The organism is Brevibacillus sp. FW306-2-1A-C05A, from assembly GCF_058781555.1.
The window spans coordinates 21,675-44,565 of record NZ_JBYSWV010000001.1; the positions used below are offsets into that span (position 1 = coordinate 21,675).

General features: G+C 54.4%; 25 protein-coding genes. 9 read left to right on the top strand and 16 right to left on the bottom strand.

Features of this window, described 5'->3' with window-relative positions; genetic code table 11:
* The first annotated feature begins 18 nt into the window (after window positions 1-18).
* Both AC3WJN_RS00125 and AC3WJN_RS00130 read left to right on the top strand, forming a co-directional pair.
* Complete coding sequence (locus AC3WJN_RS00125; RefSeq protein WP_007786993.1) at window positions 19-1,074, top strand: DUF2515 family protein; 1,056 nt, start codon at window positions 19-21, stop codon at window positions 1,072-1,074.
* Between the two features lie 19 nt (window positions 1,075-1,093).
* On the top strand, window positions 1,094-2,032 hold the full coding sequence (locus tag AC3WJN_RS00130; protein WP_007786991.1) for a hypothetical protein: 939 nt from the start codon (window positions 1,094-1,096) through the stop codon (window positions 2,030-2,032).
* A 184-nt stretch (window positions 2,033-2,216) separates the two neighbouring features.
* Here AC3WJN_RS00130 and AC3WJN_RS00135 read toward each other — a convergent pair whose 3' ends face one another.
* The 3 genes from AC3WJN_RS00135 to AC3WJN_RS00145 all read right to left on the bottom strand — a co-directional run bounded on the left by AC3WJN_RS00135 (window position 2,217) and on the right by AC3WJN_RS00145 (window position 4,835).
* Window positions 2,217-2,936: an apurinic/apyrimidinic endonuclease family protein gene (locus tag AC3WJN_RS00135; RefSeq protein ID WP_007786987.1), complete on the bottom strand. Its 720-nt coding sequence runs from the start codon at window positions 2,934-2,936 to the stop codon at window positions 2,217-2,219.
* 168 nt (window positions 2,937-3,104) lie between these two features.
* A complete protein-coding gene (locus tag AC3WJN_RS00140) occupies window positions 3,105-3,695 on the bottom strand; it encodes a DUF1444 family protein (protein WP_005835753.1) in 591 nt (196 codons plus the stop codon).
* 21 nt (window positions 3,696-3,716) lie between these two features.
* Window positions 3,717-4,835: a DUF3900 domain-containing protein gene (locus AC3WJN_RS00145; RefSeq protein WP_007786985.1), complete on the bottom strand. Its 1,119-nt coding sequence runs from the start codon at window positions 4,833-4,835 to the stop codon at window positions 3,717-3,719.
* A gap of 109 nt (window positions 4,836-4,944) precedes the next feature.
* On the opposite strand from AC3WJN_RS00145, the gene AC3WJN_RS00150 reads away from it, so the two are divergent.
* Both AC3WJN_RS00150 and AC3WJN_RS00155 read left to right on the top strand, forming a co-directional pair.
* Window positions 4,945-5,793: a serine/threonine protein kinase gene (locus AC3WJN_RS00150; RefSeq protein WP_005835757.1), complete on the top strand. Its 849-nt coding sequence runs from the start codon at window positions 4,945-4,947 to the stop codon at window positions 5,791-5,793.
* A 229-nt stretch (window positions 5,794-6,022) separates the two neighbouring features.
* A complete protein-coding gene (locus tag AC3WJN_RS00155) occupies window positions 6,023-7,498 on the top strand; it encodes an amino acid permease (protein WP_007786982.1) in 1,476 nt (491 codons plus the stop codon).
* A gap of 57 nt (window positions 7,499-7,555) precedes the next feature.
* Here AC3WJN_RS00155 and AC3WJN_RS00160 read toward each other — a convergent pair whose 3' ends face one another.
* The 3 genes from AC3WJN_RS00160 to AC3WJN_RS00170 all read right to left on the bottom strand — a co-directional run bounded on the left by AC3WJN_RS00160 (window position 7,556) and on the right by AC3WJN_RS00170 (window position 9,326).
* Window positions 7,556-7,711, bottom strand: a complete 156-nt coding sequence (locus tag AC3WJN_RS00160; protein ID WP_005835761.1) for a hypothetical protein — start codon at window positions 7,709-7,711, stop codon at window positions 7,556-7,558.
* Window positions 7,712-7,747: 36 nt separating this feature from the next.
* A complete protein-coding gene (locus tag AC3WJN_RS00165) occupies window positions 7,748-9,019 on the bottom strand; it encodes a DEAD/DEAH box helicase (RefSeq protein WP_005835763.1) in 1,272 nt (423 codons plus the stop codon).
* 160 nt (window positions 9,020-9,179) lie between these two features.
* The gene (locus AC3WJN_RS00170) at window positions 9,180-9,326 is read right to left on the bottom strand and encodes a hypothetical protein (RefSeq protein ID WP_165328990.1); all 147 of its coding nucleotides are present in this window, start codon (window positions 9,324-9,326) and stop codon (window positions 9,180-9,182) included.
* 127 nt (window positions 9,327-9,453) lie between these two features.
* On the opposite strand from AC3WJN_RS00170, the gene AC3WJN_RS00175 reads away from it, so the two are divergent.
* Window positions 9,454-10,518 carry a phosphodiester glycosidase family protein gene (locus AC3WJN_RS00175; protein ID WP_290426160.1) on the top strand — a complete coding sequence of 355 codons (1,065 nt, stop codon included), beginning with the start codon at window positions 9,454-9,456 and terminating at the stop codon, window positions 10,516-10,518.
* Between the two features lie 32 nt (window positions 10,519-10,550).
* Window positions 10,551-11,063 (top strand): DUF6886 family protein, encoded by a 513-nt coding sequence (locus AC3WJN_RS00180; protein WP_290426161.1) that lies wholly within the window; start codon window positions 10,551-10,553, stop codon window positions 11,061-11,063.
* Window positions 11,064-11,131: 68 nt separating this feature from the next.
* Here the strand turns inward: AC3WJN_RS00180 and AC3WJN_RS00185 are convergent, their stop codons facing one another.
* Window positions 11,132-12,703: an ABC-F family ATP-binding cassette domain-containing protein gene (locus tag AC3WJN_RS00185; RefSeq protein WP_007786972.1), complete on the bottom strand. Its 1,572-nt coding sequence runs from the start codon at window positions 12,701-12,703 to the stop codon at window positions 11,132-11,134.
* A 32-nt stretch (window positions 12,704-12,735) separates the two neighbouring features.
* A complete protein-coding gene (locus AC3WJN_RS00190; protein WP_005835771.1) occupies window positions 12,736-13,593 on the bottom strand; it encodes a HEPN domain-containing protein in 858 nt (285 codons plus the stop codon).
* Window positions 13,594-13,801: 208 nt separating this feature from the next.
* Here AC3WJN_RS00190 and AC3WJN_RS00195 point away from each other — a divergent pair, with 208 nt between their 5' ends.
* Window positions 13,802-13,951: a small acid-soluble spore protein P gene (locus AC3WJN_RS00195; RefSeq protein WP_005835773.1), complete on the top strand. Its 150-nt coding sequence runs from the start codon at window positions 13,802-13,804 to the stop codon at window positions 13,949-13,951.
* 131 nt (window positions 13,952-14,082) lie between these two features.
* Window positions 14,083-14,805 (top strand): hypothetical protein, encoded by a 723-nt coding sequence (locus AC3WJN_RS00200; protein WP_005835775.1) that lies wholly within the window; start codon window positions 14,083-14,085, stop codon window positions 14,803-14,805.
* A gap of 22 nt (window positions 14,806-14,827) precedes the next feature.
* Here the strand turns inward: AC3WJN_RS00200 and AC3WJN_RS00205 are convergent, their stop codons facing one another.
* The 5 genes from AC3WJN_RS00205 to pdhA all read right to left on the bottom strand — a co-directional run bounded on the left by AC3WJN_RS00205 (window position 14,828) and on the right by pdhA (window position 20,112).
* A complete protein-coding gene (locus AC3WJN_RS00205; protein ID WP_007786969.1) occupies window positions 14,828-14,989 on the bottom strand; it encodes an aspartyl-phosphate phosphatase Spo0E family protein in 162 nt (53 codons plus the stop codon).
* Between the two features lie 131 nt (window positions 14,990-15,120).
* Window positions 15,121-16,530, bottom strand: a complete 1,410-nt coding sequence (gene lpdA, locus AC3WJN_RS00210) for a dihydrolipoyl dehydrogenase (protein ID WP_005835777.1) — start codon at window positions 16,528-16,530, stop codon at window positions 15,121-15,123.
* Window positions 16,531-16,536: 6 nt separating this feature from the next.
* Complete coding sequence (locus tag AC3WJN_RS00215) at window positions 16,537-17,940, bottom strand: dihydrolipoamide acetyltransferase family protein (protein ID WP_007786966.1); 1,404 nt, start codon at window positions 17,938-17,940, stop codon at window positions 16,537-16,539.
* A gap of 102 nt (window positions 17,941-18,042) precedes the next feature.
* Window positions 18,043-19,023 (bottom strand): alpha-ketoacid dehydrogenase subunit beta, encoded by a 981-nt coding sequence (locus AC3WJN_RS00220; RefSeq protein ID WP_005835781.1) that lies wholly within the window; start codon window positions 19,021-19,023, stop codon window positions 18,043-18,045.
* A gap of 3 nt (window positions 19,024-19,026) precedes the next feature.
* Window positions 19,027-20,112 (bottom strand): pyruvate dehydrogenase (acetyl-transferring) E1 component subunit alpha, encoded by a 1,086-nt coding sequence (gene pdhA, locus AC3WJN_RS00225; RefSeq protein WP_007786964.1) that lies wholly within the window; start codon window positions 20,110-20,112, stop codon window positions 19,027-19,029.
* 334 nt (window positions 20,113-20,446) lie between these two features.
* Here pdhA and AC3WJN_RS00230 point away from each other — a divergent pair, with 334 nt between their 5' ends.
* Window positions 20,447-21,181, top strand: coding sequence for an alpha/beta hydrolase (locus AC3WJN_RS00230; RefSeq protein ID WP_005835785.1), 735 nt, complete (start codon window positions 20,447-20,449; stop codon window positions 21,179-21,181).
* Window positions 21,182-21,224: 43 nt separating this feature from the next.
* On the opposite strand, the gene AC3WJN_RS00235 is transcribed toward AC3WJN_RS00230, so the two are convergent.
* The 3 genes from AC3WJN_RS00235 to AC3WJN_RS00245 are packed head-to-tail and all read right to left on the bottom strand — an operon-like array spanning window position 21,225 to window position 22,709.
* The gene (locus AC3WJN_RS00235; protein ID WP_007786962.1) at window positions 21,225-21,425 is read right to left on the bottom strand and encodes a hypothetical protein; all 201 of its coding nucleotides are present in this window, start codon (window positions 21,423-21,425) and stop codon (window positions 21,225-21,227) included.
* Between the two features lie 19 nt (window positions 21,426-21,444).
* The gene (locus tag AC3WJN_RS00240) at window positions 21,445-22,491 is read right to left on the bottom strand and encodes a peptide ABC transporter substrate-binding protein (RefSeq protein WP_007786960.1); all 1,047 of its coding nucleotides are present in this window, start codon (window positions 22,489-22,491) and stop codon (window positions 21,445-21,447) included.
* A complete protein-coding gene (locus tag AC3WJN_RS00245) occupies window positions 22,488-22,709 on the bottom strand; it encodes a hypothetical protein (RefSeq protein WP_005835787.1) in 222 nt (73 codons plus the stop codon). The genes AC3WJN_RS00240 and AC3WJN_RS00245 overlap by 4 nt, the downstream gene beginning before the upstream one ends.
* Window positions 22,710-22,891: the final 182 nt, after the last annotated feature.

Sequence of the window (22,891 nt, forward strand, 5' to 3'; positions counted from 1 at the left end):
AAAGGGCAAGGAGCATTCATGACCATGACAACGATTACTTCTCTCGACCACCAAGGACTCGTCGCCCAGATCAGGCGGCAAACGGACATCGCCAACCGCAACAACGTCACCCGCACCCAGGCGTATCTCAATTTTTACCGCCAGCATGAGGAAGTCCACTGGGCGCTGCTCGCCCACCTCGTCTCGCGCAACGGCGGTTGGAACATGACCGATTTGAAAGGCGAATGGCTTCCCGCCATCTTGGACGAAGCGGAAATCGAGCCGTTTTTCTGGATGCTGGAACGAAGCAACTGGCTGATTTTTTACGATGCCTACCCGCAACTGCTCCTGTATGCCGAGATGAAGCGGCGTGGCGAGGATTTGACTTCACTGCTCGCACCACTTGGCGTCTCCGTATTCATGCAGCCGTACTGGCAGGAGTTCCTCGCGTCAGGCGACAGCTCGCGGCTCACGCGCGCCCTGATCGTCAACGAACAGCAGTACATTGAGCAGCGCGTCGTACATAAACCGTTTACGATGAAACGCATTTTTTCCACGTATGCGTTTTTTACGCAATCGCTTTTTTCTCTCAACCAGATTTTGTTTCCCTACAAGGCGCACCCTACTGACAAAAGACTGAGTATCGCCGGAGTGAACGTCCATCATTTTCCGGATCTCATCCAGCGCATCGCCATCGGGAAGACTTTGTACCAGCTTTTGTTCGCAGATCGCCAGCGGCTGGAAAAAATGCGCACGTTTTGCACGCGCATCCCGCATACCGGCTCGCGCGCAGACTATTGGCCGCATCTGTTTACCCCGCGCCGCCGCTCGGGGCAAGCGGACAAAGGCTACGAGCTGCGACTGGAGGGCGACCAGCTAATGCCCGGACAGCCCAAGCTGTACAGTCCCTCCTTGCACGCCGTCTGGGCTGACGTCGAGCACGCGCCCGCCGATGGCGTCGACTGGTTCCGGGACGAAAAATGGCATCAGGAGGTGGAAAAGCCCGCACAACTGCCTGCGATTGACGCCGCCTCGTACATGCGGGCTTTGCACTGGATGGAATACGGCGTAAAATTGGTGACAACGTTCACCTGAGAATGGAGGCCACACCTCTATGTACGACGCCCGCAGCGACCTGCTTGCCCATCAACGTGACTATCTTTTGTCCTGCCAGCTTCCTGGCGGGGCTTTTCTGCTGGGACCTGGCCGGGATCAGATCAATCCGTATTTTACCAATCTGGCCTTGATCGCGCTTGTCCGGCTACAAGAGTGGGAGGCGGTCCGCGCTTACATGGATTGGTATGTGCAGCATTTGAATGCGGACGGTTACATCAACGACTTTCGCCTCGATCGCGGACAAGAGCTCGACACGGGGGCAGCCGACAGCGAAGACAGCTACCACGCGACTTTTTTCTCTGTCGTCGCGGAGTGGACCCGCAGCACAGGCGATTGCTCCTGGCTCGAAGCCAATCAGGACGTGCTCGCGTACTTGCTGCAAGGGATTGCCCGGCTGCAGCAAACAGACGGCCTGACCTGGGCCAAACATTCGTTTCGCGTCAAATATTTGATGGACAATTGCGAGGTCGCTAAAGGACTGGATGACGCGCACTACTTGTTTGCCTCGCTCGGCAATGCGCTGCTGGCACAGGAGGCTTCTGTGCGCGCCGCCGCCTGCAAGGCCGGAATTGCCGGCATGTACAGCCGCCTGCGCCGTTCGTACGCAATGTACGACCGCTCCCATCCCGGCTGGCGAAAATGGTATCCAGATGTCACCTCACAGGCGTTTCCAATTGTGTACAGCTTGTGCGAGCCTACAGTCCCCTCCATGCTCTATGAGCGGATAACGAAAGCATTTCCTCGCTTCGATGCGTTTGTGACTGGCGACACGTATCCGTGGATGGTCATGGGCGTGTGTGCCCGCATGATGGGAGATGAGCAGCGTGTGCGCAACATGCTTACTGTTGCGACAGACCTGTACATATACGGACCGCGGCAGCCCTACTGGCTGATTCACGAGGCGGGATGGTTTGTGGAGTTGTTGCTTGGCGAGTAGATTGGCTTAGCTATCGGCCGGCTCCCGTTCCCCGTACAGCAGTTGTTCCACCCAGGTGTAGCAGGTCATCAGTTGCTTGTCGTCGATCAGCTCGGAGCGATGCTCGAACATAATTTTGACATCCGAGTTTATCTCCCTCACAATCCGCAAGTAGTCTTCGATTGGCGCCCAGCCAAATTCAGGCTTACAGGCTGGCAGCACAGGATAATGATTGTGGGAAAAAACATCCGTCGCTTTCATCGTCCACAGATGGAGACTTCACCACTCGCCTCGAATCGAAGTGCGGGTCGATTTTGTCTTGCAAAAATAGTCGGCCGCTGTCCAGGCACAGCTTGATCTTCGGATATTTCATAAGCAGTTTTTCTACCACATCTGTCTCATATACGTACCGATTGAGCGCATCAAATTCCAAGACGGGGACAAACTGATACGCCTCTCCCTTTTCGCTAAGCCAAGCAAACAACCTCTCGCTTCTTTCCACAAAAGCGGAAATTGAATATTCCGATTCAAAAACGTACTCGCTGGCGTCTGCAAAGCGCCACTCTTGCCAGTCGACGCGATCATCCAAAATGACGGGCTTTGGATAATGGAACAAAACATAAACGGGCTTGAGCACTTGCATGTACTGCAATTCGCGCTCGACAAGCGCAAATGCTTCGCTTCGCAGTCCATCATCGGGGTGCATGAACAACGCGTCCCTGAATGGAGATTCTCCCGCCCTGAGGGGAAAATGAACGCCGATCTGAAAACCTTTAACTTGCGCTTCCCGCTGCAAGGTTTGAACGTCTTCTTCTGCGGCAAGCAGACACGCCTCGATTCCGTAAAACCCTTTTTTAAAGTCTCGTTTGTACTTTTTGTGATCGAATTGACCGTATTGGCCAATCATGAAGTTGCGCATGTGCATATAGTGACGCTCCCTTTTTCAGACCTGCCTGGCAATTTTTGCTTCCAGTCAGATTCTACCACAAGATAACTCAGACAAAAAAAGCAACAAACTTCGACCGCTAGAGCCTGCATTAACCCCTGCTTGCCCGGCTGCAAAACAAAAAAACGCGAGAGCCCCTCGCGCTTTCTACTTGTTATTCGGCTTGCTGTCTTTGTCGTGCGAGACGACGAGAAACGGCGTCAACTCTCCATCCTCCCAAAAAAACGGCAACACGGCAATCGGCACCTGGCCTTTGGAGGCAAAATCGTAGGTCAGGCGGGCGAGCAAGTTCGCGCCGACTTCCCCGGTCATGTCCGCTACGATCAGCACATCCTGATGCGGAATGGCCACGCCGAGCGAGTCTCCACGTTTTTCTTGGTCAAACCGGCGCAGCAGAGAGTCCAGGAGAATCCGGCTTGCCGCGTAGCCGTCCGGCGGGCTGATAAAATGAATCCGGTTGCCCGCCACTTCCTGCGTTTTCACCGTGTACGGCAGCTTTTGCAAATTGTCCATCGCGTACTGGTGGAGCTGTTCGTTTGTCCAACCGACCTGAGCGAGCATGCCCGTCTCAATCAGCGCGTAGCCTTCGCCACGGTCAAGCGCATACAGCACGCGCGTATCTGCTGTGTGCTCCCGGACGACAAAGCGACCGGGAAACTTCTCGGCGATAGAGACATGGCGCAGGACAGGATACACGTTTTGTTCCTGCCCGATCAGAATCAGTCCTTTTTCTTGCATGGCGGTAGTCCCCCTCATCGTTTAGTCCCAAGGCGGTGTATCGTCGACGGCGCTTGGCATGCTGACCATTGGCTGGGCGTAGTGGCTGCTGCGCTCCTCGATCTCCTTGACGACCTCGGCCAATGATTTTGGCTTCGCAAACTCCACCGGAGACACTCCCCGCTCAAACTGGAGCTGCTCCCCCTCCAACACGACCAAATACCGTCCGTTCACCTTGGCAATGTGCAAATTCGAGCCGTAATCGGCGAGCAGCGTGCGAATTTGCATGTGATCGAGCTTGAATTTCAGTTCGACTTCCGGCTGGCGGTCGGTAATGATGTGCATCGCTTCCATGACCGTCTCGTGCTCCCACTTCTCCGCCAGCTCCCGCTTCGGGCTTGCTGCGATCAGTTCGATCGCTTCTTCCTCCCGCACCCTTTCCTCGGATTCCTCAGGATACGTGTATTCGATATGCTGACGGGCCAAGGAAATGACCTCATCGGAGACGAGTTGCGTCACCGTTTGCGGATATTCAATAAAGCGCAAAAATTCCTCGAAGTAGCGCGCATGGGAAAACTGATGGATTTTCACATGATACGGATCGTTCATCCCGGATTCGATCATGTACGGATACATCAGCGACTTCATGTTTTTCGCATTGATTGCCATACGCACATTGGAAATCAGGCTCTTTTCATCCGTAATGACTGCTGTTTTCTGTTCAAAATCGCATTTCAAAATAAACACGTAGCGCTCATCAAGCAGCTCCAGGCGCGTGCGCACGACAATCAGCACGCCGCCCCGCACCTGCGAGGTCCGCAAGTACGACTGCACCAGCTCCTGGCACGGCTCCTTGCTCTCGCCGGGCGTCTCGGCCGCAAGCAAGCGGTTCAGCAGCGCGTAGTTCGGATTGGAGTCGAGCGGATGTCCCGGCTCCACCACGAATTGGCCGAGCTTGGTCGGCGTCCCTTCCGTCTTCGGATTCATTTCGACCTTGCGTTTGGCGATGCGGGCAAACTCCCCGTCCAAAAAGTCGCGAAGCTCGCTGCGCTGATATTCATCATGGCCCAGGTAGCGCGTCATGCGCACCTGCTTGATGCCGTCTTCTTCCTCAGGCTGTTCAATCAAATAAAAGGATAACCAGTCAATGATAAAATTCATACTCGTCGCTCCTGTCTACATGTACCGAACCTGATTATAGCAAACCTGCGCGAAAAAAGGTCAGGCTTTTTCCATTCGTGGTAAGATGACAACAGGAGGAGAAGCGGCTATGTGGACGCACGTAAAAGAATGGTGGACGAACACCTTCCTGGACAAGCCCTATCGCCCGGGCACGACGATCGGCGCTTATAACATTCAGCACGTACTCGGGATGGGCAGCTACGGAATCGCCTATCTCGCCACCCACACGCCTACAGGAGAACAGGTCGTGCTCAAGCAGGTCAAGCCCAGCCTGCGCCATACGCCAAAGGGAGCGGCCATGCAAGCGTATGAGCGCAAGGTGCTGTCCTCCTTGTCCCATCCGCAATTTCCTCGCTGCCTGGACGCCTTTACGTATCGCAAAGACTCGTTTCTCGTGATGACGTATTTGTCAGGGCCTACTTTGGAGGAGATGCTGTTCGAGCGCGGCATCGCAGTGGATGAGTACGAGTGCGCCCGCTACATGCAGCAGATCGGCCAACTCGTTGCCCATCTGCACGACCAGGGGCTGATCCACCGCGATGTGCGCATTCCAAACGTCATCTGGCAGGACGGACAGCCGTATTTGATCGACTTCGGGCTGGCGCGGTTCATCGGCGACAAGCCGACGTACATGGCCGAATCGCTCAGCGCCTATCCGTCGGAAAAACAGTTGAAGCGCGAAGTGGCGCCTGCCAGCGATTTGTATGCGCTTGGGCACTTTTTCCTGTTTTTGCTCTATTCCGGCTACTCTCCCGAGGAAGGCGCGCCGGAACGCAGTTGGGAGGAGGAGCTAGCCCTGTCTCCAGAAATCCGCAGCATGATTCGCAAGCTGCTCCAGATGGACGAGCCTTATGGCAGCGTTCGCGAATGGCTGCAGGAGCTTGCGCTGTACTTGCAACGCCACGAGCGCAGCGAGAGTCGCCCGCAACAAACATGACCCCGGCAAAAGCAGAGCGCCGTCCCGACAACGGCTGCTCTGCTTTTTTATGTGCATGGACAGCAGCCAATTCCCAGTGAGGAAAAAGGGGATTTTTGTACATGTTGGATAATAATCACTCCCATTTTTATGACACCCCGTCGAATAGATTATCGGCTCCAAATCAACTATCCTATTTGTAACCTGAATATTATAAATTTTCATTCGCTGTAAAAAAGGGGGCATCATATTGAGTCATACTCCACTGCACACACGAGAGAACAAAGAGCAGTATGAGTTGAAAAGAGGGCTGCGCGCAAGGCACATGTCGATGATTGCCATCGGCGGCTCCATCGGTACAGGCTTGTTTCTCGCCAGCGGCTCGACGATCCACTCCGCAGGGCCAGGCGGTGCGCTTGCGGCTTACGGCTTGATCTGCATCATGATTTACTTTTTGATGACAAGCCTGGGCGAGATGGCTACGTTCCTGCCCGTTTCAGGGTCGTTTAGCTCGTACGCTTCCCGCTTCGTCGATCCGGCGCTTGGCTTCGCGCTCGGCTGGAACTACTGGTACAACTGGGCGGTGACGATCGCCGTGGAGATTTCCGCTGCCGCGCTCATCATGAAGTTCTGGCTCCCGGAAAGCTCTTCCTTGCTGTGGAGCGCGTTGTTTCTCGCACTTTTGTTCGCGCTGAACTTCCTCTCCGTCAAAGCGTACGGCGAAGGGGAATACTGGTTTGCACTCATCAAAGTGATTGCGATTATCTGCTTTATCGCGATCGGGCTGATGATGATCGTCGGCATCATGGGCGGCGAAGCGGTCGGCTTTAAAAACTTCACGGTCGGCGACGCTCCGTTTCACGGCGGCTTTATGGCGATGATCGGCGTGTTCATGGTCGCGGGCTTCTCGTTTCAGGGAACCGAGCTGGTCGGTGTCGCGGCTGGCGAAAGCGAAAACCCGCGGGTGAACGTGCCGCGAGCTATCCGGCAAGTGTTTTGGCGCATTTTGCTGTTTTACATTTTGTCCATTGCAATCATCGGCCTGCTCATCCCGTACACAGACCCGAACCTGATGAGCAGCGATTTGGAAAACATTTCTGTAAGCCCTTTCACGCTCGTCTATGAAAGAGCGGGGCTGGCGTTCGCGGCCTCCGTGATGAATGCGGTAATTCTCACGTCCGTTTTATCCTGTGGCAACTCCGGGATGTACGCCTCGGCGCGGATGCTGTGGATTTTGGCGATGGAAGGCAAAGCCCCGAAGTTTTTGCGCAAAATCAACGCGCGAGGCATTCCGACACGCGCGCTGTACGCGACTACGGCGGTTGGCATGCTCGCTTTTCTGGCGTCGCTGTTTGGCGACGGCGTCGTGTACATGTGGCTGCTCAACGCCAGCGGCATGTCCGGGTTCATCGCCTGGGTCGGCATCGCTATTTGCCACTACCGCTTCCGTAAGGCGTATGTCGCCCAAGGCCGCGATCTGAACGACTTGCCGTATCGGGCAAAAGCGTATCCGTTTGGCCCCGTGTTCGCCTTCATTCTCTGTACGGTGATTATCGTCGGGCAAAACTACAGCGCATTCACAGGCGAGACGATCGACTGGAACGGCATTCTCGTCTCCTACATCGGCTTGCCCATGTTCCTCCTGCTCTGGCTCGGCTATAAATTCGTGAAAAAGACAAAGGTGATTCCTTTGCAGCAGTGCAATCTCACCCGCGACGAGCATTAGGCAAAAAGAGCAGGGCACCGCTTGCGTCGGCTGCTCTGCTCTTTCCTTTGTTTTTGGTTACTCGGAAATCGGCTCCTGCTTGGCCGCTTCCATCTTTTCCTTCAATTCTCCTGCTTCGCGGCGAAGCACCTGCCGCTCCTGCTTCGACAAAACCTCTCCGCCGACCGTGCCGTTCACCAGCAAATCCTCTTCATACAAGCGATCTTTGCGCATGGAAACCTCCTGCAGACAAGATGTGTACCTCTTGTCCTACTTTGTTCCAAAGCCGCCCTTCTTATGTACGCGTTTTGAGGAGGAGCCGCTTTTCGCGGCAACCGGCTTGCCCGCTTCCGGCTGGCGGTTTTGCGGTCTGCCTTTTGCCGTTGGCTTGCCTGCTGGCTTTCGCTCCGGTCGCGGATCTTCCAGGGCGCCGTGCGACATCACTTTTTCTGCGATGGCAAGCTCTGTCTGTTTGGCGAACTTCTGGATGATAAACCGCTCCTGCGGACTGATGATCGAAAAGACGAGCCCGGCGCGTCCCATCCGTCCCGTGCGTCCGCTGCGGTGAATGTACGTATCTGCGTCTGGTGCCGGGTCGTAATGCACGATGCATTCCACTTCCGGTATGTCAATGCCGCGTGCGGACACGTCTGTCGTAATCAATACCGGGAACACGCCGTCCCGGAACTGCTGGAGCGTCCGCGCCCGCTCTTCCTTGGACGCATCGCGATGCAACAGTCGGCAGGCCAGATGATGGTAGTTCAGTTTGGAAACAATCTCGTCCACTTTTTCGATCTGGTTGACAAACACGATCGAGGAGCGAACATTGACGAGCCGCAGCAAGCGTCTGAGCGTGTCCACTTTTTTGCGCGGATCGGAGACGAGGTACAGATGGGCGACTCCGGCTGCGCCTTCTGGTGCTTGCGCCCGCACAAGCACAGCGTCTTTTGTAAAAGCTTTGGCCGCCTCGACAATTTGCTCGGAAATCGTCGCGGAAAACAGCAGACGCTGAGTGTCGCGCAATGTTTTTTTCATCACTTCCTGGACCGGCTTGCCGAAGCCCGCATCGAGCATTCGGTCCGCTTCGTCCACGACTACCGTTTTGACTTCGTGCACCTTCAGCTTTCGCTGCTCGATCAGCTCCAGCAGACGGCCTGGCGTGGCGACAACCAGCACCGGCTTTTTCTTCAAACGCTCTACCTGGCGCTTGACATCGACGCCGCCGATGATCGGAACGACCGCATGATCGGCTCCTGGCAACAGCTTTTCGGCTTCTTTCGCAATTTGAACGACCAGCTCATGCGTCGGCGCCAGCACAAGCGCCTGCACGTCCTTTTTATCCAGATCCATTTTTGTCAGCAGCGGCAATAAATAGGCAAATGTTTTGCCTGTCCCTGTCGGAGATTCGATCAAGGCGTCCCGCCCGGCTGCGATCAACGGGATCGCTTCTGCTTGCACGGGGGTCGGCGTCTCCATTTTTCGTTCGCGCAAAATCGCAACAAGCGGCGCGCTAATTTGTAAATCAGCAAACGTGGTGCTCACAAGAACCCTCCTGGCGTATATTCGTACATTGGGTAAGCTTACCACACTTTGCCCGTGTATAACAGAGGGCCCGGCTCACGAATGACCGCTTGCCCAGGCTGCAAGTCCCGGATGTGGAAAAACAGGCGAAATCCGTGTTTCGGACTTCGCCTGGCGTGCTTTACCCGTTGTTCGAGTCCTTACGGGTTTCCTGCTTTTCGGCCAGGTCGTGACGGTCCCGACTCGTCGTCTGGTTGCGTGTGCCCTTGTCGGGATTGTTCCGATACTCCTCTACTTCCTGTTGAAAAGCTTCATCATAGCCGCGCACAGCCATCACCTCCCGCTTCTATTTTCCCCCTGGTGATCCTTTATTATTTTGCTGAAACTTTTTACCCATTCATTCGTCCTTTTATAAGGAATAACCAATCATATTGTCAGATGGATGTGGAGGACTCATGCAAACCTTGTCACGCGCGCGATCGCGCAAGCTCGCAACACGAAAAAGACCTTGGCGCTGGGTAAAGCGCCTGATACTGGTGTCGGCCTTGACTTGCACTACGCTTGCACTCATCGGGATCATCTTTTTGTTTGGCACCAGAAGCGGCGAGGAGCTGCGCGAGTGGGCGGCAGGGACGCTCCTGACGACGCAGCACGACTACTGGGCACCGTACACGTTTTTGCCGGAAGAAAAGCTCAACGCCTTGAAGCAACAAATCCGCAACCCGGAAGTCATCAACTCCGAGCCGGATGAAACAGCCAAGCCGGAAGAATCGCCGCAGGAGCAGCCCGTGGTCGAAACGCCACCGGAAAAGCCGAAACAATTGATCGAGGTGGAAGACATCGACGTTTCCAAAGGCAATTACTACTTCAAAGGAAAAATCATGTACATCAGCGACCCGAAACGGGTACAATTAGTCGTCACCAACCGCAAGGACCGCGGCGATCTGCTCGACGAGTTCGTCAAAAAGACAAACGCCATCGGTATCGTCAACGCGAGCGGCTTCTCCGACCCGGATGGCTACGGAAAAGGCGCCAAAGCATACGGCGTGGTGATCCACGACGGGAAAATTCTCCAGGGCTACAATCCAAAAAGCGGAGAAACTGCCTTGGGCATCACCTACGACGGCAAGCTGATTACCGGCAGCTATACGGCCGAGCAATTGGTGAAAATGGGCGTTCGCGATGCGATGAGCTTCCGCCCGCAACTGATTGTGAACGGGAAAAACTTGTTCAAGGACAAGCCTGCGAAAAGCTGGGGCATCCAGCCGCGAACAGCGATTGGGCAAAAAGCGGACGGCACGATCGTCTTCGTCGTCATCGACGGCCGCCAGCCTGGCCACTCAATCGGCGCGAGCATGAACGACCTGGCAGAATTGCTGGAAGAGCGCGGCATCGTAACCGCCATGGCGATGGACGGCGGCTCCAGCTCGATGATGCTGTACAACGGCGAGGCGATTACGAAAACGTCTTGCCCGTATTACCGCGGCCGCTACCTCCCGAACGCCTGGGCGGTGATTTAGCCCTCGTCAGACGGTCGACGAAAGGAGCTGCCATGGACTACGTCTTTCATTACAGTGAAGACCCTTCGATTGCGACGTTTCACCCGCGCGCGCATCCCAGCCATCCCAGCCTGCCTCCTTCGGTCTGGGCAATCGACGCGGAACGCGCGCCGATGTACTACTTCCCGCGCGACTGCCCGCGCATTGCTTTTTATGCCAAAGCGGATTCGACTGCGGAAGACAAGGAGCGCTTTCTCGGCCTTGGCAGTGCCAGGATGGTCATTGCGATAGAAAGCCGCTGGTACAGTACGCTTGCCACGACCGTGCTTTACCAGTACACGTTTGCTGCCGATCTGTTTTCCTGTCTCGACGAAGGGGCGGGCTACTTCGTCTCCAGCAAGTCCGTTCAGCCTGTGGAGGTCACCGCGATGGGCAACTTGCTCGCCCGGCTCGCGCAGGCGAACATTGAACTGCGGATCACCCCGTCCCTGATGCCGCTAAAAGCAGCGCTGCTCGACAGCAGCCTGCAATTTTCCATGATTCGCATGCGAAACGCCGTTACCTGATCGCTTTCCACGTAGTTTTTTGCCAAATGAAACAGGCAGTCCACACGAATGTGGCTGCCTGTTTGTTTTTACAGTTTAATCGGAGTTTTCGCTTGCTCTAGACTCCATTTTTCTACATCCCACGTCTGCGTGACCCAATCCTCGTAAAACTCAGGTTCGTGGCAGACGAGCAGGACAGTGCCTTTGAATTCTTTCAAGGCCCGCTTCAATTCTTCCTTCGCGACTACATCCAGGTGGTTCGTCGGCTCGTCAAAGACAAGCCAGTTGCTCTCGCGCTGCAAAAGCTTACAGAGGCGCACCTTTGCCTGCTCGCCCCCGGACAGGGCGTTCATGTTGCGGTTGATATGCTCGTTTTTCAGGCCGCAGCGCGCCAACGCTCCGCGCACCTCGTGGTTGTTCATCGACGGGAACTCGTTCCAGACGTCGTCCAGTGCGGTGATCGGCTTCGGCTTGACTTCCTGCTCAAAGTAGGCCGGGTGCAGGAAATCGCCTTGCTCCAGCTTGCCTCCGAGCGGCGGAATGATGCCGAGCAACGTTTTCAACAGAGTGGATTTCCCCACGCCGTTCATCCCGACAATCGCTACCTTTTCGCCGCGCTCCAGCTTCACGCTCAGCTTTGGCAGCAGCGGATGCGAATACCCGATCTCCAGGTCTTCCGCTTCGATGACAAAGCGGCTGCTCGCGCGTGCTTCCTTGAAAATGAAGGAAGGCTTCGCCGCTGTCTCCGGCTTGTCGATCCGCTCCATTTTGTCAAGCTGCTTCTGGCGGCTTTTCGCGCGGCCTGTCGTGGACGCACGCGCTTTGTTGCGGGCGATAAAATCTTCCATGCGCGCAATTTCTTCCTGCTGCTTTTCAAACGCGTCAAAATGCTGGCTGCGCTTCATCTCGGACTGCGCCAGAAACGATTCGTAGTTCCCCGTGTAACGGTTCAGCTTCGTGAACTCCAGATGGTAAATGACGTTGACGACTTCGTTCATGAACGCCGTGTCGTGGGAAATCAGGATGAAGGCGTACGGATATTCCCGCAAGTAGTTTTTCAGCCAGACGATATGCTCTTCGTCCAGGTAGTTCGTCGGCTCATCTAGCAAAAGGACGGTCGGCTGCTCCAGCAGCAACTTCGCCAAAAGCACTTTTGTGCGCTGACCGCCGGACAAGGATGCGACGTCGCGCTCCAGCCCAATCGCGCTCAGTCCAAGTGCGTTGGCGATCTCCTCCACCTTGGCGTCGATCAGGTAAAACCCGCTCGTCTCCAGCTTATCCTGAATTTCTCCCATGCGCTCCAGCAGTTCTTCCAGTTCCTCCGGCGACGCCTCGGCCATTTTTTCGCCGATCGCCATCAGCTCCTGCTCCTGCTCCAACAGCGGCAAGAACGCATCCTTGAGTACGTCGCGAATCGTCTTCCCTGCTTGCAGCTTCGTGTGCTGGTCGAGGTAGCCGTACTGGATTTTCGGCATCCATTCGATGCGGCCTTTGTCCGGGATGTTTTGTCCGGTCAAAATGCTCATCATCGTAGATTTGCCTGTTCCGTTAGCCCCCACAAGACCTACGCGGTCGTTCGGTTGCAGGCGAAAGGACACGTCCCGAAACAAAATGCGATCCCCAAAGCCATGGGACAAATCTTCCACAATCAAAACACTCATGCAAACGCTTCCTCCTGTTTCCTCTGTGAGGTCTACAAAATAATACTTTCAAAATAAGACGGCGCATACCGTTGTGCATAGGTTTCGCCTGTCAATATCAACTCGTCCAATCTCACGCGCATATCCTGCAGGCTGATGCCGTGCATCGCCGTATTCAGAATCGTCGCTCTCGCCATCAACCGCAGCGTATTGACTTCATCTGTCAGCTTGTTGCCGAACATTTTTCCGCTGTGCACGATCTCTGAACGATGATTGTACGATTTTTTTACAAACTGGGCAATTTTTTGCCGCTGCGCGTACGACTCTCCAAAATAATACGCCATTCGTACCCGCAATTTATAGGTGATTTCGCCCTTTTTTCCGTCGGGAGCAAACAGCGACTCCAGAGCAATCCACAAATCGAGCAGTTGGTCTTCGTTGCTTTTTTTCTCCAGCGACAGGGAATAACGGCGAAAAGCAAGCGACGGCAGTTGATGATTTATCAGTCGCTCGAACACGTTTTGGGTCGCCTCGTCAAACTCGAATTTGCTTCCGTCGAGGGAGCGCTTCAAGTACGTGATCCCGCACATGTTGCCATTGATCGTCAGGACGTACGGAATCGAGCATGTCCCATCTATGGCGGACAAATTCAGCTTGTTTTCGATCTCTTCGATCCATGGACGGTCATCCGTCACTTTCATCTCCGCGTGCTCCGCAACCAAAAACAGACTGTTGCGGTTGACCCGCGAATCGAAAATGCGCTTGTTCTCGTCCATCTCGTTTCGCAAATAACGCGAAGCTATCTCGTACGGCCGCTCAGCCCCCGAGATCAAGTAATACGCATTAGGCAGCTCGATCCGAATGGGCTGTGTCGTCATCGAATTAAACACGGGCGCAATCAACAGTGGCATTGGCTGCTCCTTTCAGATCCGTAAAAAAGCGCGGTTCTTGTTTACATAATCAAACGGACGCTACATAAACAGTATCGTGCCTATCTGCTCTTTTGACAACATATCAATTCCTACTAATCGCAGACACGCTTCCTTATAGAATACCAGCATTTCCTATGGTTCGTCACCATCGGATTGCGACAAACTACGAAAAGAAGGAGATGATTTGATGGAAAAGGATCATATTCTCGACGAAAATCCGCACCAAACATACAACAATGCGGCAAAGCCACAGGAGCAGACCGGCGAACCGCTGGCTGGCTCCAAAAAAGTCAAGCAAAAAAATCATTCCCGCTCCATCAAAACGCGGGAAGGGTAAGCTGTTGGCTAAAAGGCCCGAGCGGAATCAGTCCGTTCGGGTTTTCCTTTTTCTTACAACAAAATGATTGAATTGTCCCACAGGGATGCTCTATGATGGATGCAGTATCCATAATGGAGGTTTAGCCCAATATGATTACCATTCCACTTCCGGGCAACGGCCCGCTTTCGAACGCGATCAGCTACAGCGTCTCTCCTTTGTACGAGCTGGCAGCCAGCCTGCACACTCTCGCCCAGCCGACTCCCCCTGAACGCTTCTTTTCATGGTCAGAGGACAAGCTGGAGCAATTTGAATCCGCTCGCCTCAAGCAAGAATGGCAGTATTTGCTCCCGCTCTTCCGCTATGGTCTCCCCGACTCCTTCGATCCCGTCCAGACAAAAGGCGTGATGGGAGTGGACGATCAATACGAATACTTCGTGTCGCTGCCGACCGAGCAATTTGTCCGCAGTGTGACTCCGATGCTCGACCAATGGATGCAGCAGCACGAGATTCCGCAAGTGTATTTGGACATAAAGGAAGACTCTGATTATGTAAAAGGCCGTTTCAGCCTGTTCGTCTCGTCTTACTGGCAACTGTTTTTTGAAGAGAACTGGGAGAGCATCGCGCCGCAGTTTGTGAAAGAGGCGGAGCGCATTTACTATGCCGTGCAAAGCGTTCCTGCCCTGCTTTCCTACCTGCAGTCGCTCTCTCCCGCCTTCTCCCTGGATGAAGAGACTTGCCACCTGACATATCCGAGCCATGGCCCAGACGACCATGCGCAGCAGTTAATCCTGTATCCCAGCTATTATTATGCCCAGGAGCCTTGTCTCAGCAAAAAGGGAACGAACGCTCACCTGCTGTACTCCTTCTCCTGAGCTTTTCCACTAAAAACGCCCTTTAAGAAGGGCGTTTTTCATGCAACATATGCGCAACGATCAATTTATCCAGTTGCTGACTTATTTTCACGATTTCTGGGTCAAGAAAATTGTAGCCTGCTTCTTTGGCTGCACGTTCCAGCTTTTGGCGCAAGTCATCAATCATCTTACTCGTAGTTTCCATGCTGCCAAGCCTCCACCCACGTCAGTCTCCCACTATTTTACATTATATAAGAACAGGTGGAAAGGGTAAGATGTGGAAGAAAAAAGCCTTGTATCCGTATAGGAACAAGGCTTTTTTCGCAGGTGCCGCTGTTATTTCATCACGTGGATCGGACGACCCAGCGCCAGCTCAGCCGCTTCCATCGTCACTTCCCCGAGTGTCGGGTGAGCGTGGATGGTCAGCTCAATATCCTCAAGCGTAGCGCCCATTTCGATCGCCAGGCCGATTTCCGCGATGATGTTGGAAGCTTCCGGACCTACGATTTGCGCGCCAAGGACGAGGTTGGAGCCTTTTTCCGCAATCAGCTTCACGTAGCCCTCGCCTGCGTTGACAGACAGAGCGCGGCCGTTTGCAGCAAACGGGAAGCGTCCCACCACATAATCGATGCCTTTTTCTTTTGCTTCTCGTTCGTTGATACCCACGCTTGCGATTTCCGGATCGCAGAAGACAACCGCAGGAATCGCTTTGTAGTCCACCTCAGCCGGATGTCCGGCAATGGCTTCGGCAGCCACTTTTCCTTCGTAGGAAGCTTTGTGTGCGAGCGCAGGACCTGGCACGATATCCCCGATCGCGTACACGTTAGGAATGTTCGTGCGGCCTTGCTTGTCAACGACGATCAGGCCACGATCGGTCAAGTTCATGCCGATATCGCGAACGCCCAGCTCATCGGTGTTCGGACGGCGGCCAACGGTGACGAGCACGTATTCTGCCTCGATTTGTTGCGCTTCGCCTTTGACTTCGGCTTTCACGATCACGCCGTTTTCGGTCTCTTCCATGCCTTGCGCCAGCGCTTTGGTATGGATGGTCACGCCGAGCTTTTTCAGCTTGCGCTCCACGAGACGCGGCATGTCTGGCTCAAAGCCAGGCAAAATTTGATCGGAGCCTTCGAGAATCGTCACTTTGGTACCGAATTTCGCAAACACCGTACCCAGCTCGATGCCGATGTAGCCGCCGCCGATCACGACCATGCTCTTCGGCAGCTCGGTCAAGGACAGAGCTTCTGTCGAGGACAGCACGCGCTTGCCGAACGGGAAGGCAGGCAGCTCGATCGGGCGGGACCCGGTCGCGATGATGCAATGCTCGAAGCGATAGCGGTTCACGTCATAACCGTGGAAGACGCGCACTTCGTTTTCGCTGACGAACAGCGCTTCACCTGGGATTACCTGGATTTTGTTGCCTTTAAACAGGGAGCCAACGCCGCCTGTCAACTGCTTCACGATGCCGCTTTTCCATTCCTGGACTTTGGCAAAATCCACTTTGACGTTTTCCATGGTGATCCCCATGGATTCGGTATGTTGAGCGTGCTCATACGTGTGTGCCGCATGGATCATCGCTTTGGAAGGAATGCAACCTACGTTCAGGCACACGCCGCCCAGCTCTGCTTTTTCCACAACCGCTACGGTTTTCCCCAGTTGGGCGGCGCGAATCGCCGCCACATATCCGCCTGGGCCCGCACCGATGACGAGCACGTCTACTTCTGTCGTAAATTCACCTACTACCATTGTCTCTTATCCCTCCATGACGAGCAGCGTCGGGTTTTCCAGAAGCTGCTTCACGTAGTTGACGAAACGCTGCGCAGGTTCGCCATCAACCAAGCGGTGGTCAAAGCTCAAGGACAGATGCAGCATTTGGCCAACCACGATTTCGCCGTTTTTCACCACTGGTTTTTCGCTGATGCGACCAACGCCGAGGATTGCAACCTCTGGGTAGTTGATGATCGGCGTGAAGAACATGCCGCCAGCGGAACCGATGTTGGTGATGCTGAAGGTAGAGCCTTTCAGCTCGTCAGCACTCGCTTTGCGCTCGCGGGATTTTTTCGCCAGCTCGCTGATTTCGCCAGCGATTTGGAAAATCGACTTGCTGTCAGCCGCTTTGACGACAGGAACGAGCAGGCCGTCTTCTGTCGAAGTCGCGATACCGATGTTGTAATATTTTTTGTAGATGATTTCTTGTTTTTCATCGTCAATGGAAGCATTCAGCTCTGGGAACTTTTTCAGACCCGCTACGACTGCTTTCACGATCATTGGCAGGTAAGTCAGCTTCACGCCGCGCTCTTCTGCGAGTGGTTTCGCGTCTTTGCGCATCGCAACCAGCGCGGTTACGTCCACTTCGTCGAAGATCGTAACGTGTGGCGCTGTGTAAGCGGATTTCACCATTGCTTTGGCAATCGCTTTGCGGATGCCTTTCAGCGGAACGCGCTCTTCCAGTTCGCCAGCTTGTGCGCTGTAGTGAACGGTTGGCGCAGATGCTGCTTGGGCAACACCAGTTGGAGCCGCTGCCGGAGCTTCGACTGCTGCTGGAGCAGCCGTTTCTACTGCTTGTGCGGCAGGAGCGGATGCGACAGTGCCGCCCGCTACGAAGCGGTCTACGTCTTCGCGGGTGATGCGGCCGAGCTTGCCCGTACCAGGTACCAGTGTCAACTGCACGCCTTTTTCACGCGCGTATTTGCGCACGGAAGGAGTAGCCAACACATGCTTGCGGTCGATTGGAGCGGCAACCGCTGTCGCTGTCGCTTGCGGCGCCATTGGCGTTTCCAGCGCCTGGTTTGCATTTGCGCTCACCTGGGAGCCGATGTCGCAGCCTGGCTCCATTTTGTCAGCAGCAGGAGCTGGTGCAGCTTCAGCCCCATGCGCATCACCGTGACCGTGGTCTGGCAGGTTTGGAATTTCGCCTTCTACTTCGAACTCGATCAAAGGATCGCCGACGACAGAAACAGTCCCTTCTGTCACTTTCAGCTCGACAACTTTTCCTTTTACAGGCGATGGAACTTCTACTACCGCCTTGTCATTTTGCACTTCCATAATGACTTGGTCTTCTTCTACGGAATCTCCGGGCTGTACGTGCCATTTGACGATTTCGCCTTCATGGATACCCTCGCCGAGCTCCGGGAGTCTGAATGTAAAACGACTCACAGTATCTCCTCCTTTTAAACACTACGCTTCAATGAACAGCCTGCAAATTTCGGAAAGAAGGCGGAAAGCTCTCAACTTTTCCGCCATTATGTCTGTTTCCGATTAAAAATCGAGCACTTGCGTGAGTCCGTCTACCACGCGTTTCACGTCAGGCAGCCAGATATCCTCTGCTTGTGCAAACGGATAGACTGTATCCGGCGCAGTGATACGCAGCACAGGCGCTTCGAGGTGGAGAATGGCGCGCTCGTTGATTTGCGCGATGATTTCCGCAGCAACACCGGAAGTTTTTTGCGCTTCCTGCACGACAATCGCACGGTTTGTTTTCTTCACGGATGCGACGATGGTGTCGATATCGAGCGGGCTGATGGTGCGCAGGTCGATGACTTCTACCTTCGCGCCGCGCGCTTTTTCGATTTCTTCTGCGGCTTTCAGGCTGGTATGCACCATAGCACCATAGGTGATGATGGTAACATCGCTGCCTTCTTTTACTACGTTCGCTTTACCCAGCGGGATGGTGTACTCGCCTTCTGGCACTTCTTGACGGAAGGAACGGTACAGCTTCATGTGCTCCAGGAACACGACCGGATCGTTGTCGCGAATCGCGGAGATCAGCAGACCTTTTGCATCGTACGGGTTGGAAGGGATAACCACTTTCAGACCCGGCGTTTGCAGCATCAAGCCTTCCAGGGAGTCAGCGTGCAGCTCAGGTGTTTTCACGCCGCCACCAAATGGGGAGCGGAACGTTACCGGGCTGGAAAAGCGACCGCCGGAACGGTAGCGCATACGAGTCGCCTGGGAAGCGATCGCGTCGAATGTTTCAAAAACGAAGCCAAAGAACTGAATTTCCGCTACAGGACGGAAGCCGTTGATGGACAAGCCTACAGCCAGTCCACCGATTCCGGACTCAGCGAGCGGCGTATCGAATACGCGCTGCTCGCCAAATTCAGCTTGCAAACCTTCTGTCGCACGGAATACCCCGCCGTTTTTCCCTACGTCTTCCCCGAAGACAAGTACGGTTTCATCGCGCTTCAACTCTACGCGCATTGCATCCGTAATGGCTTGAACCATTGTCATTTGTGCCATGGCTTATTTCGACTCCTTCGCCAGGAATTCTGCCTTTTGCTCTTCGAGTGCAGGCGGCAGTGTCTCAAACATTACATCGATCAGTTCGGTCACTTTCATTTTCGGCGTTTCGTCCGCTTTTTTGATCGCGTCCGCAACTGCTGCTTTTGCTTCTTCAATGACAGCTTCCTCGTCTTTTTCGCTCCAAAGGCCTTTGCCTTCGAGGAATTTGCGGAAGCGGATCAATGGATCGCGCAGTTCCCACTCGCTTTGCTCTTCGCCAGAGCGGTAGCGGGTTGGGTCGTCACCTGCCATGGTGTGTGGACCATAGCGGTAGGTCAGCGCTTCGATCAGTGTCGCGCCTTCGCCGTTCACGCCGCGCTCTCTCGCTTTTTTCACCGCGTAGTAAACAGCGAGGATGTCCATACCGTCGATACGCTCGCTGGCGATACCGGCAGCCACTGCTTTTACGGCGATGTTTTCAGAAGCCGTTTGCTTTTCGAACGGCAGGGAGATCGCGTAACCGTTGTTTTGCGAGAAGAAGATGACAGGCAGCTTGTAAACGCCTGCGTAGTTCATGCCCTCGTAGAAGTCACCTTGGGAGGTTGCCCCGTCACCGAAGTAGTTGATCGCCACGCGCTTTTCGCCGCGCAGCTTGTAGCCCATCGCCACACCTGTCGCTTGCGTACATTGCGCAGCGATGATGATTTGTGGCATCAGTACGTTGACGCCTTCCGGAATCCGTCCACCCTCGATGTGTCCGCGGGAGTAGAGGAACGCTTTGTGCATAGGGAAACCGTGCCATACCATTTGCGGAATGTCGCGGTAGCTTGGCAGGATGAAGTCTTCTTTGGAAAGCGCTGCCTCGGAGCCGATCATGCTTGCTTCTTGACCCGCTACAGGCGCGTAAAAGCCGAGACGACCTTGACGGTTCAGGCTGATAGCGCGTTGGTCCCACACGCGGGTAAAGACCATTCTACGCATCAGTTCACGCAACTCATCATCAGAGAGCTCAGGCATCAAGTCAGGACGAACAACCGTACCGTCCGGTGCAAGAATTTGCAGCGGGGCGTTGTTCTCTGTTTGTTCAACAGCAGTGGTTACGCTCATCTCATTCACCTCGTCACTAGAATAAGGGGCTTCCTGCCTGCCGTGCGCCCTGCCGCGTTTCACCGAGCAGATGCTCAATCAATGGCGGCGAGTGCGAACGATGTCGGAAGTGTCCCCAATAATGGAAAAAGCAGAAGAAAAGTTGTCTCGTGCAAGAAAGGGCTTACAGCGCCGTTTGCACCACCCTGTTATACTGCAGACAAATTGTCTGTTTAATGTGTTATAGTATTGATATTACAGGGTTTATTTCCTCTCTGTTATCATTTACTATAAAAGCTGTATCAGTTTTTTTCAAGGCTTAGTTTTACATTTGAGCAAACAGGAGTGTAAATCGATGTCTGAATATGTAAAACGAACGATCATAAAAGAAGAAGTGCCAAGCATTCATGTGGACACTCCCCGCTCGGTCAAAGTGTACCTCCCGCCGGGCTACAACGAGCTTCTGTCCTATCCTGTCGTCTACTGCCAGGACGGGAATGACTTTTTTACGATGGGACGAATCGCTACCATCGCCAACCAGCTCATTTTGGAGGAAGGCATCGAGCCGTTCCTCGTCGTCGGCGTCTCCGTAGACCGCAGCAAGCGGACGAGCGAATACTCCCCCGTCGGCGCAAGAAACGAAGCGTACAAACGCTTTTTTTGCGAAGAGCTGCTGCCGTACATCGAGGAGCGCTATCCCGTTAGGCGCGACAAAGCGTCCCGCGTGCTTGCAGGCGATTCGCTCGGAGGCACTGTGGCGCTGCATCTCGCCCTGGACCAGCCTGAGCTGTTTTCGCAGGTGCTTGCGCTGTCGGGAGCCTTTTTCCAGCCGACGCTCGACGCCATCCAAAGCCGCGAGAGCCTGTCCTGGCTGCGCATCTGGATGGTCGTGGGACTGGACGAAACCGCCGTGGAGACGCATATCGGAACGTTTGACTTCGTCGAATGGAACCGGGAAGCGAAAAAGCTGCTCACGGCCAAACAGGCCAACCTGTCCTATGCCGAAAAGCCGGGCAATCACGTCTGGGGCCTGTGGCAAAAGGAGCTGCCGGATGCCCTTCGCCACTTTTTCCCGCCGCCGCGCCTGTAGCCGCTTCCAGACTCGGCTGGCTTGGCGACGTGTCCGTTTTCGGCTAGAGCGAGCCGTTGATTTCCTTGATCTCTTCGTATCCGTAATAACGGCCATCTACCATGTAAATGCCCTGGTGGGTGGCTTTTTCAATTTCTCCTGCTACCTGCTGCGCATTTTGGAGAACGATGTTGACGATCTTGCTCTCGTCGCGCTTCATCTGGTTTTGCAGCCGCTCACGCTCTTTGGCCGATATCATGTTCATCCCTCTTTTCCCTCAACAGTCAATGGCTATAGTATTTCTTTGGAAGAAGGGAAATACACGCGAACGACGGAGAAAAACCCCCGCCATGCCGCAAGAGCCGCTCTTGGACAGACGGGGGCTTTCTGGATTTATTTTTCGCTCTTTCAAGCCTTCTTGCGAGCAGCTCCGTCGCCTTGGCGGCATCTTCCTTGAAGTAATCGTTGCTGCTGAGCTTCATCGAGGGCGGCACCCAGGCGTAGGCAGCGGGAACACCCGGCAGGACAATTCCGTCGACCAACGGCTGGCGCTCAATCGCGTAGGAAAACGCCTGGCGAATTTTTTTGTTCGTAAACGGCGGCTGGGTCGTATTAAACGTAACCGCTACGGTATTCGGATACGGGTCGAGCACAATTTTGCCCTCATCCTGCAAGCTTTGCAGCAAATCGACAGGCAGCGTATAGGCAGTGTGGCCGCCCCAATCGAGATCGCCGGAATCAAACAGCGCTTGCAACGTGTTGGTGTCGGTAATCATGCTCCAGACGATCTTGTCCAGCTTCACCGCGTCTTTGTCATGGTACTTGTCGTTTTTGACCAGCACCAGCTTGTTTTTATGCTCCCAAACATCCATCTTGAACGGGCCGTTTCCGATGTAGTTCTCAGGAGAAGCCGCCCAGCCCGGATTGGACTCGACCGTTTTTTGGTGCAGCGGGAACAGCGTCGGGAAAGCGGTCAGCTCGTAAAAAAACGGCGCGGGCGAATTGAGCTGCACTTCCAGCATGTGGTCATCGAGCGCTTTGACCGCGACGGCATCCTTGCTTCCTTTTCCCGTGTTAAATTCTTCCGCTCCTTTGATGAAATAAAGCATGTAGGCGTACTCCGAGCCTGTTTGCGGGTCGAGATTGCGCTTCCAGGCAAATTCAAAATCGTGCGCGGTGACGGGATCACCGTTGGACCAGAGGGCGTCTTTTTTCAATTGAAACGTGTACGTCAGCATATCGGGGGAAACGGAGTAGTTCTCGGCCAGCGCTCCCGCAATCTTTCCGTCAGGCCCGTAGCGCGTCAGCCCTTCAAAACAGGCCGTAATCACGTCAAAGGAAGTCCCGTCTGATGCCAGGCCCGGGTCTGCCGTCGGCGTTCTCCCCCTTCCGCATTCCAGTTCAAGACCATCTCTTGCGTTTTGGCTTGCTCGGATTTCGTTGTTTCTGTGCCCTGGTTGTCAGTTGCCGACGGCTGGGACGAACTACAGCCTGCAACGAATTGAAAAATCAGAAACCCAATCAATAGCGCGCCTGTTCGTTTCTTCAACTCTCGCGTCCTCCTCGTCTGTGTCGAGTTCGCGAAGATGACTGATTGACAGTCTTTTGCTCTCCACCATGCTATCGCATCACCGCAAAAAAGGAATCGGACGAGTTGGTAGAAAATCATGTGCTAGCGGCGAAAGATTTTTATACATATTGTCAAAAAATTCATTCTATTTCTTCGGCGCT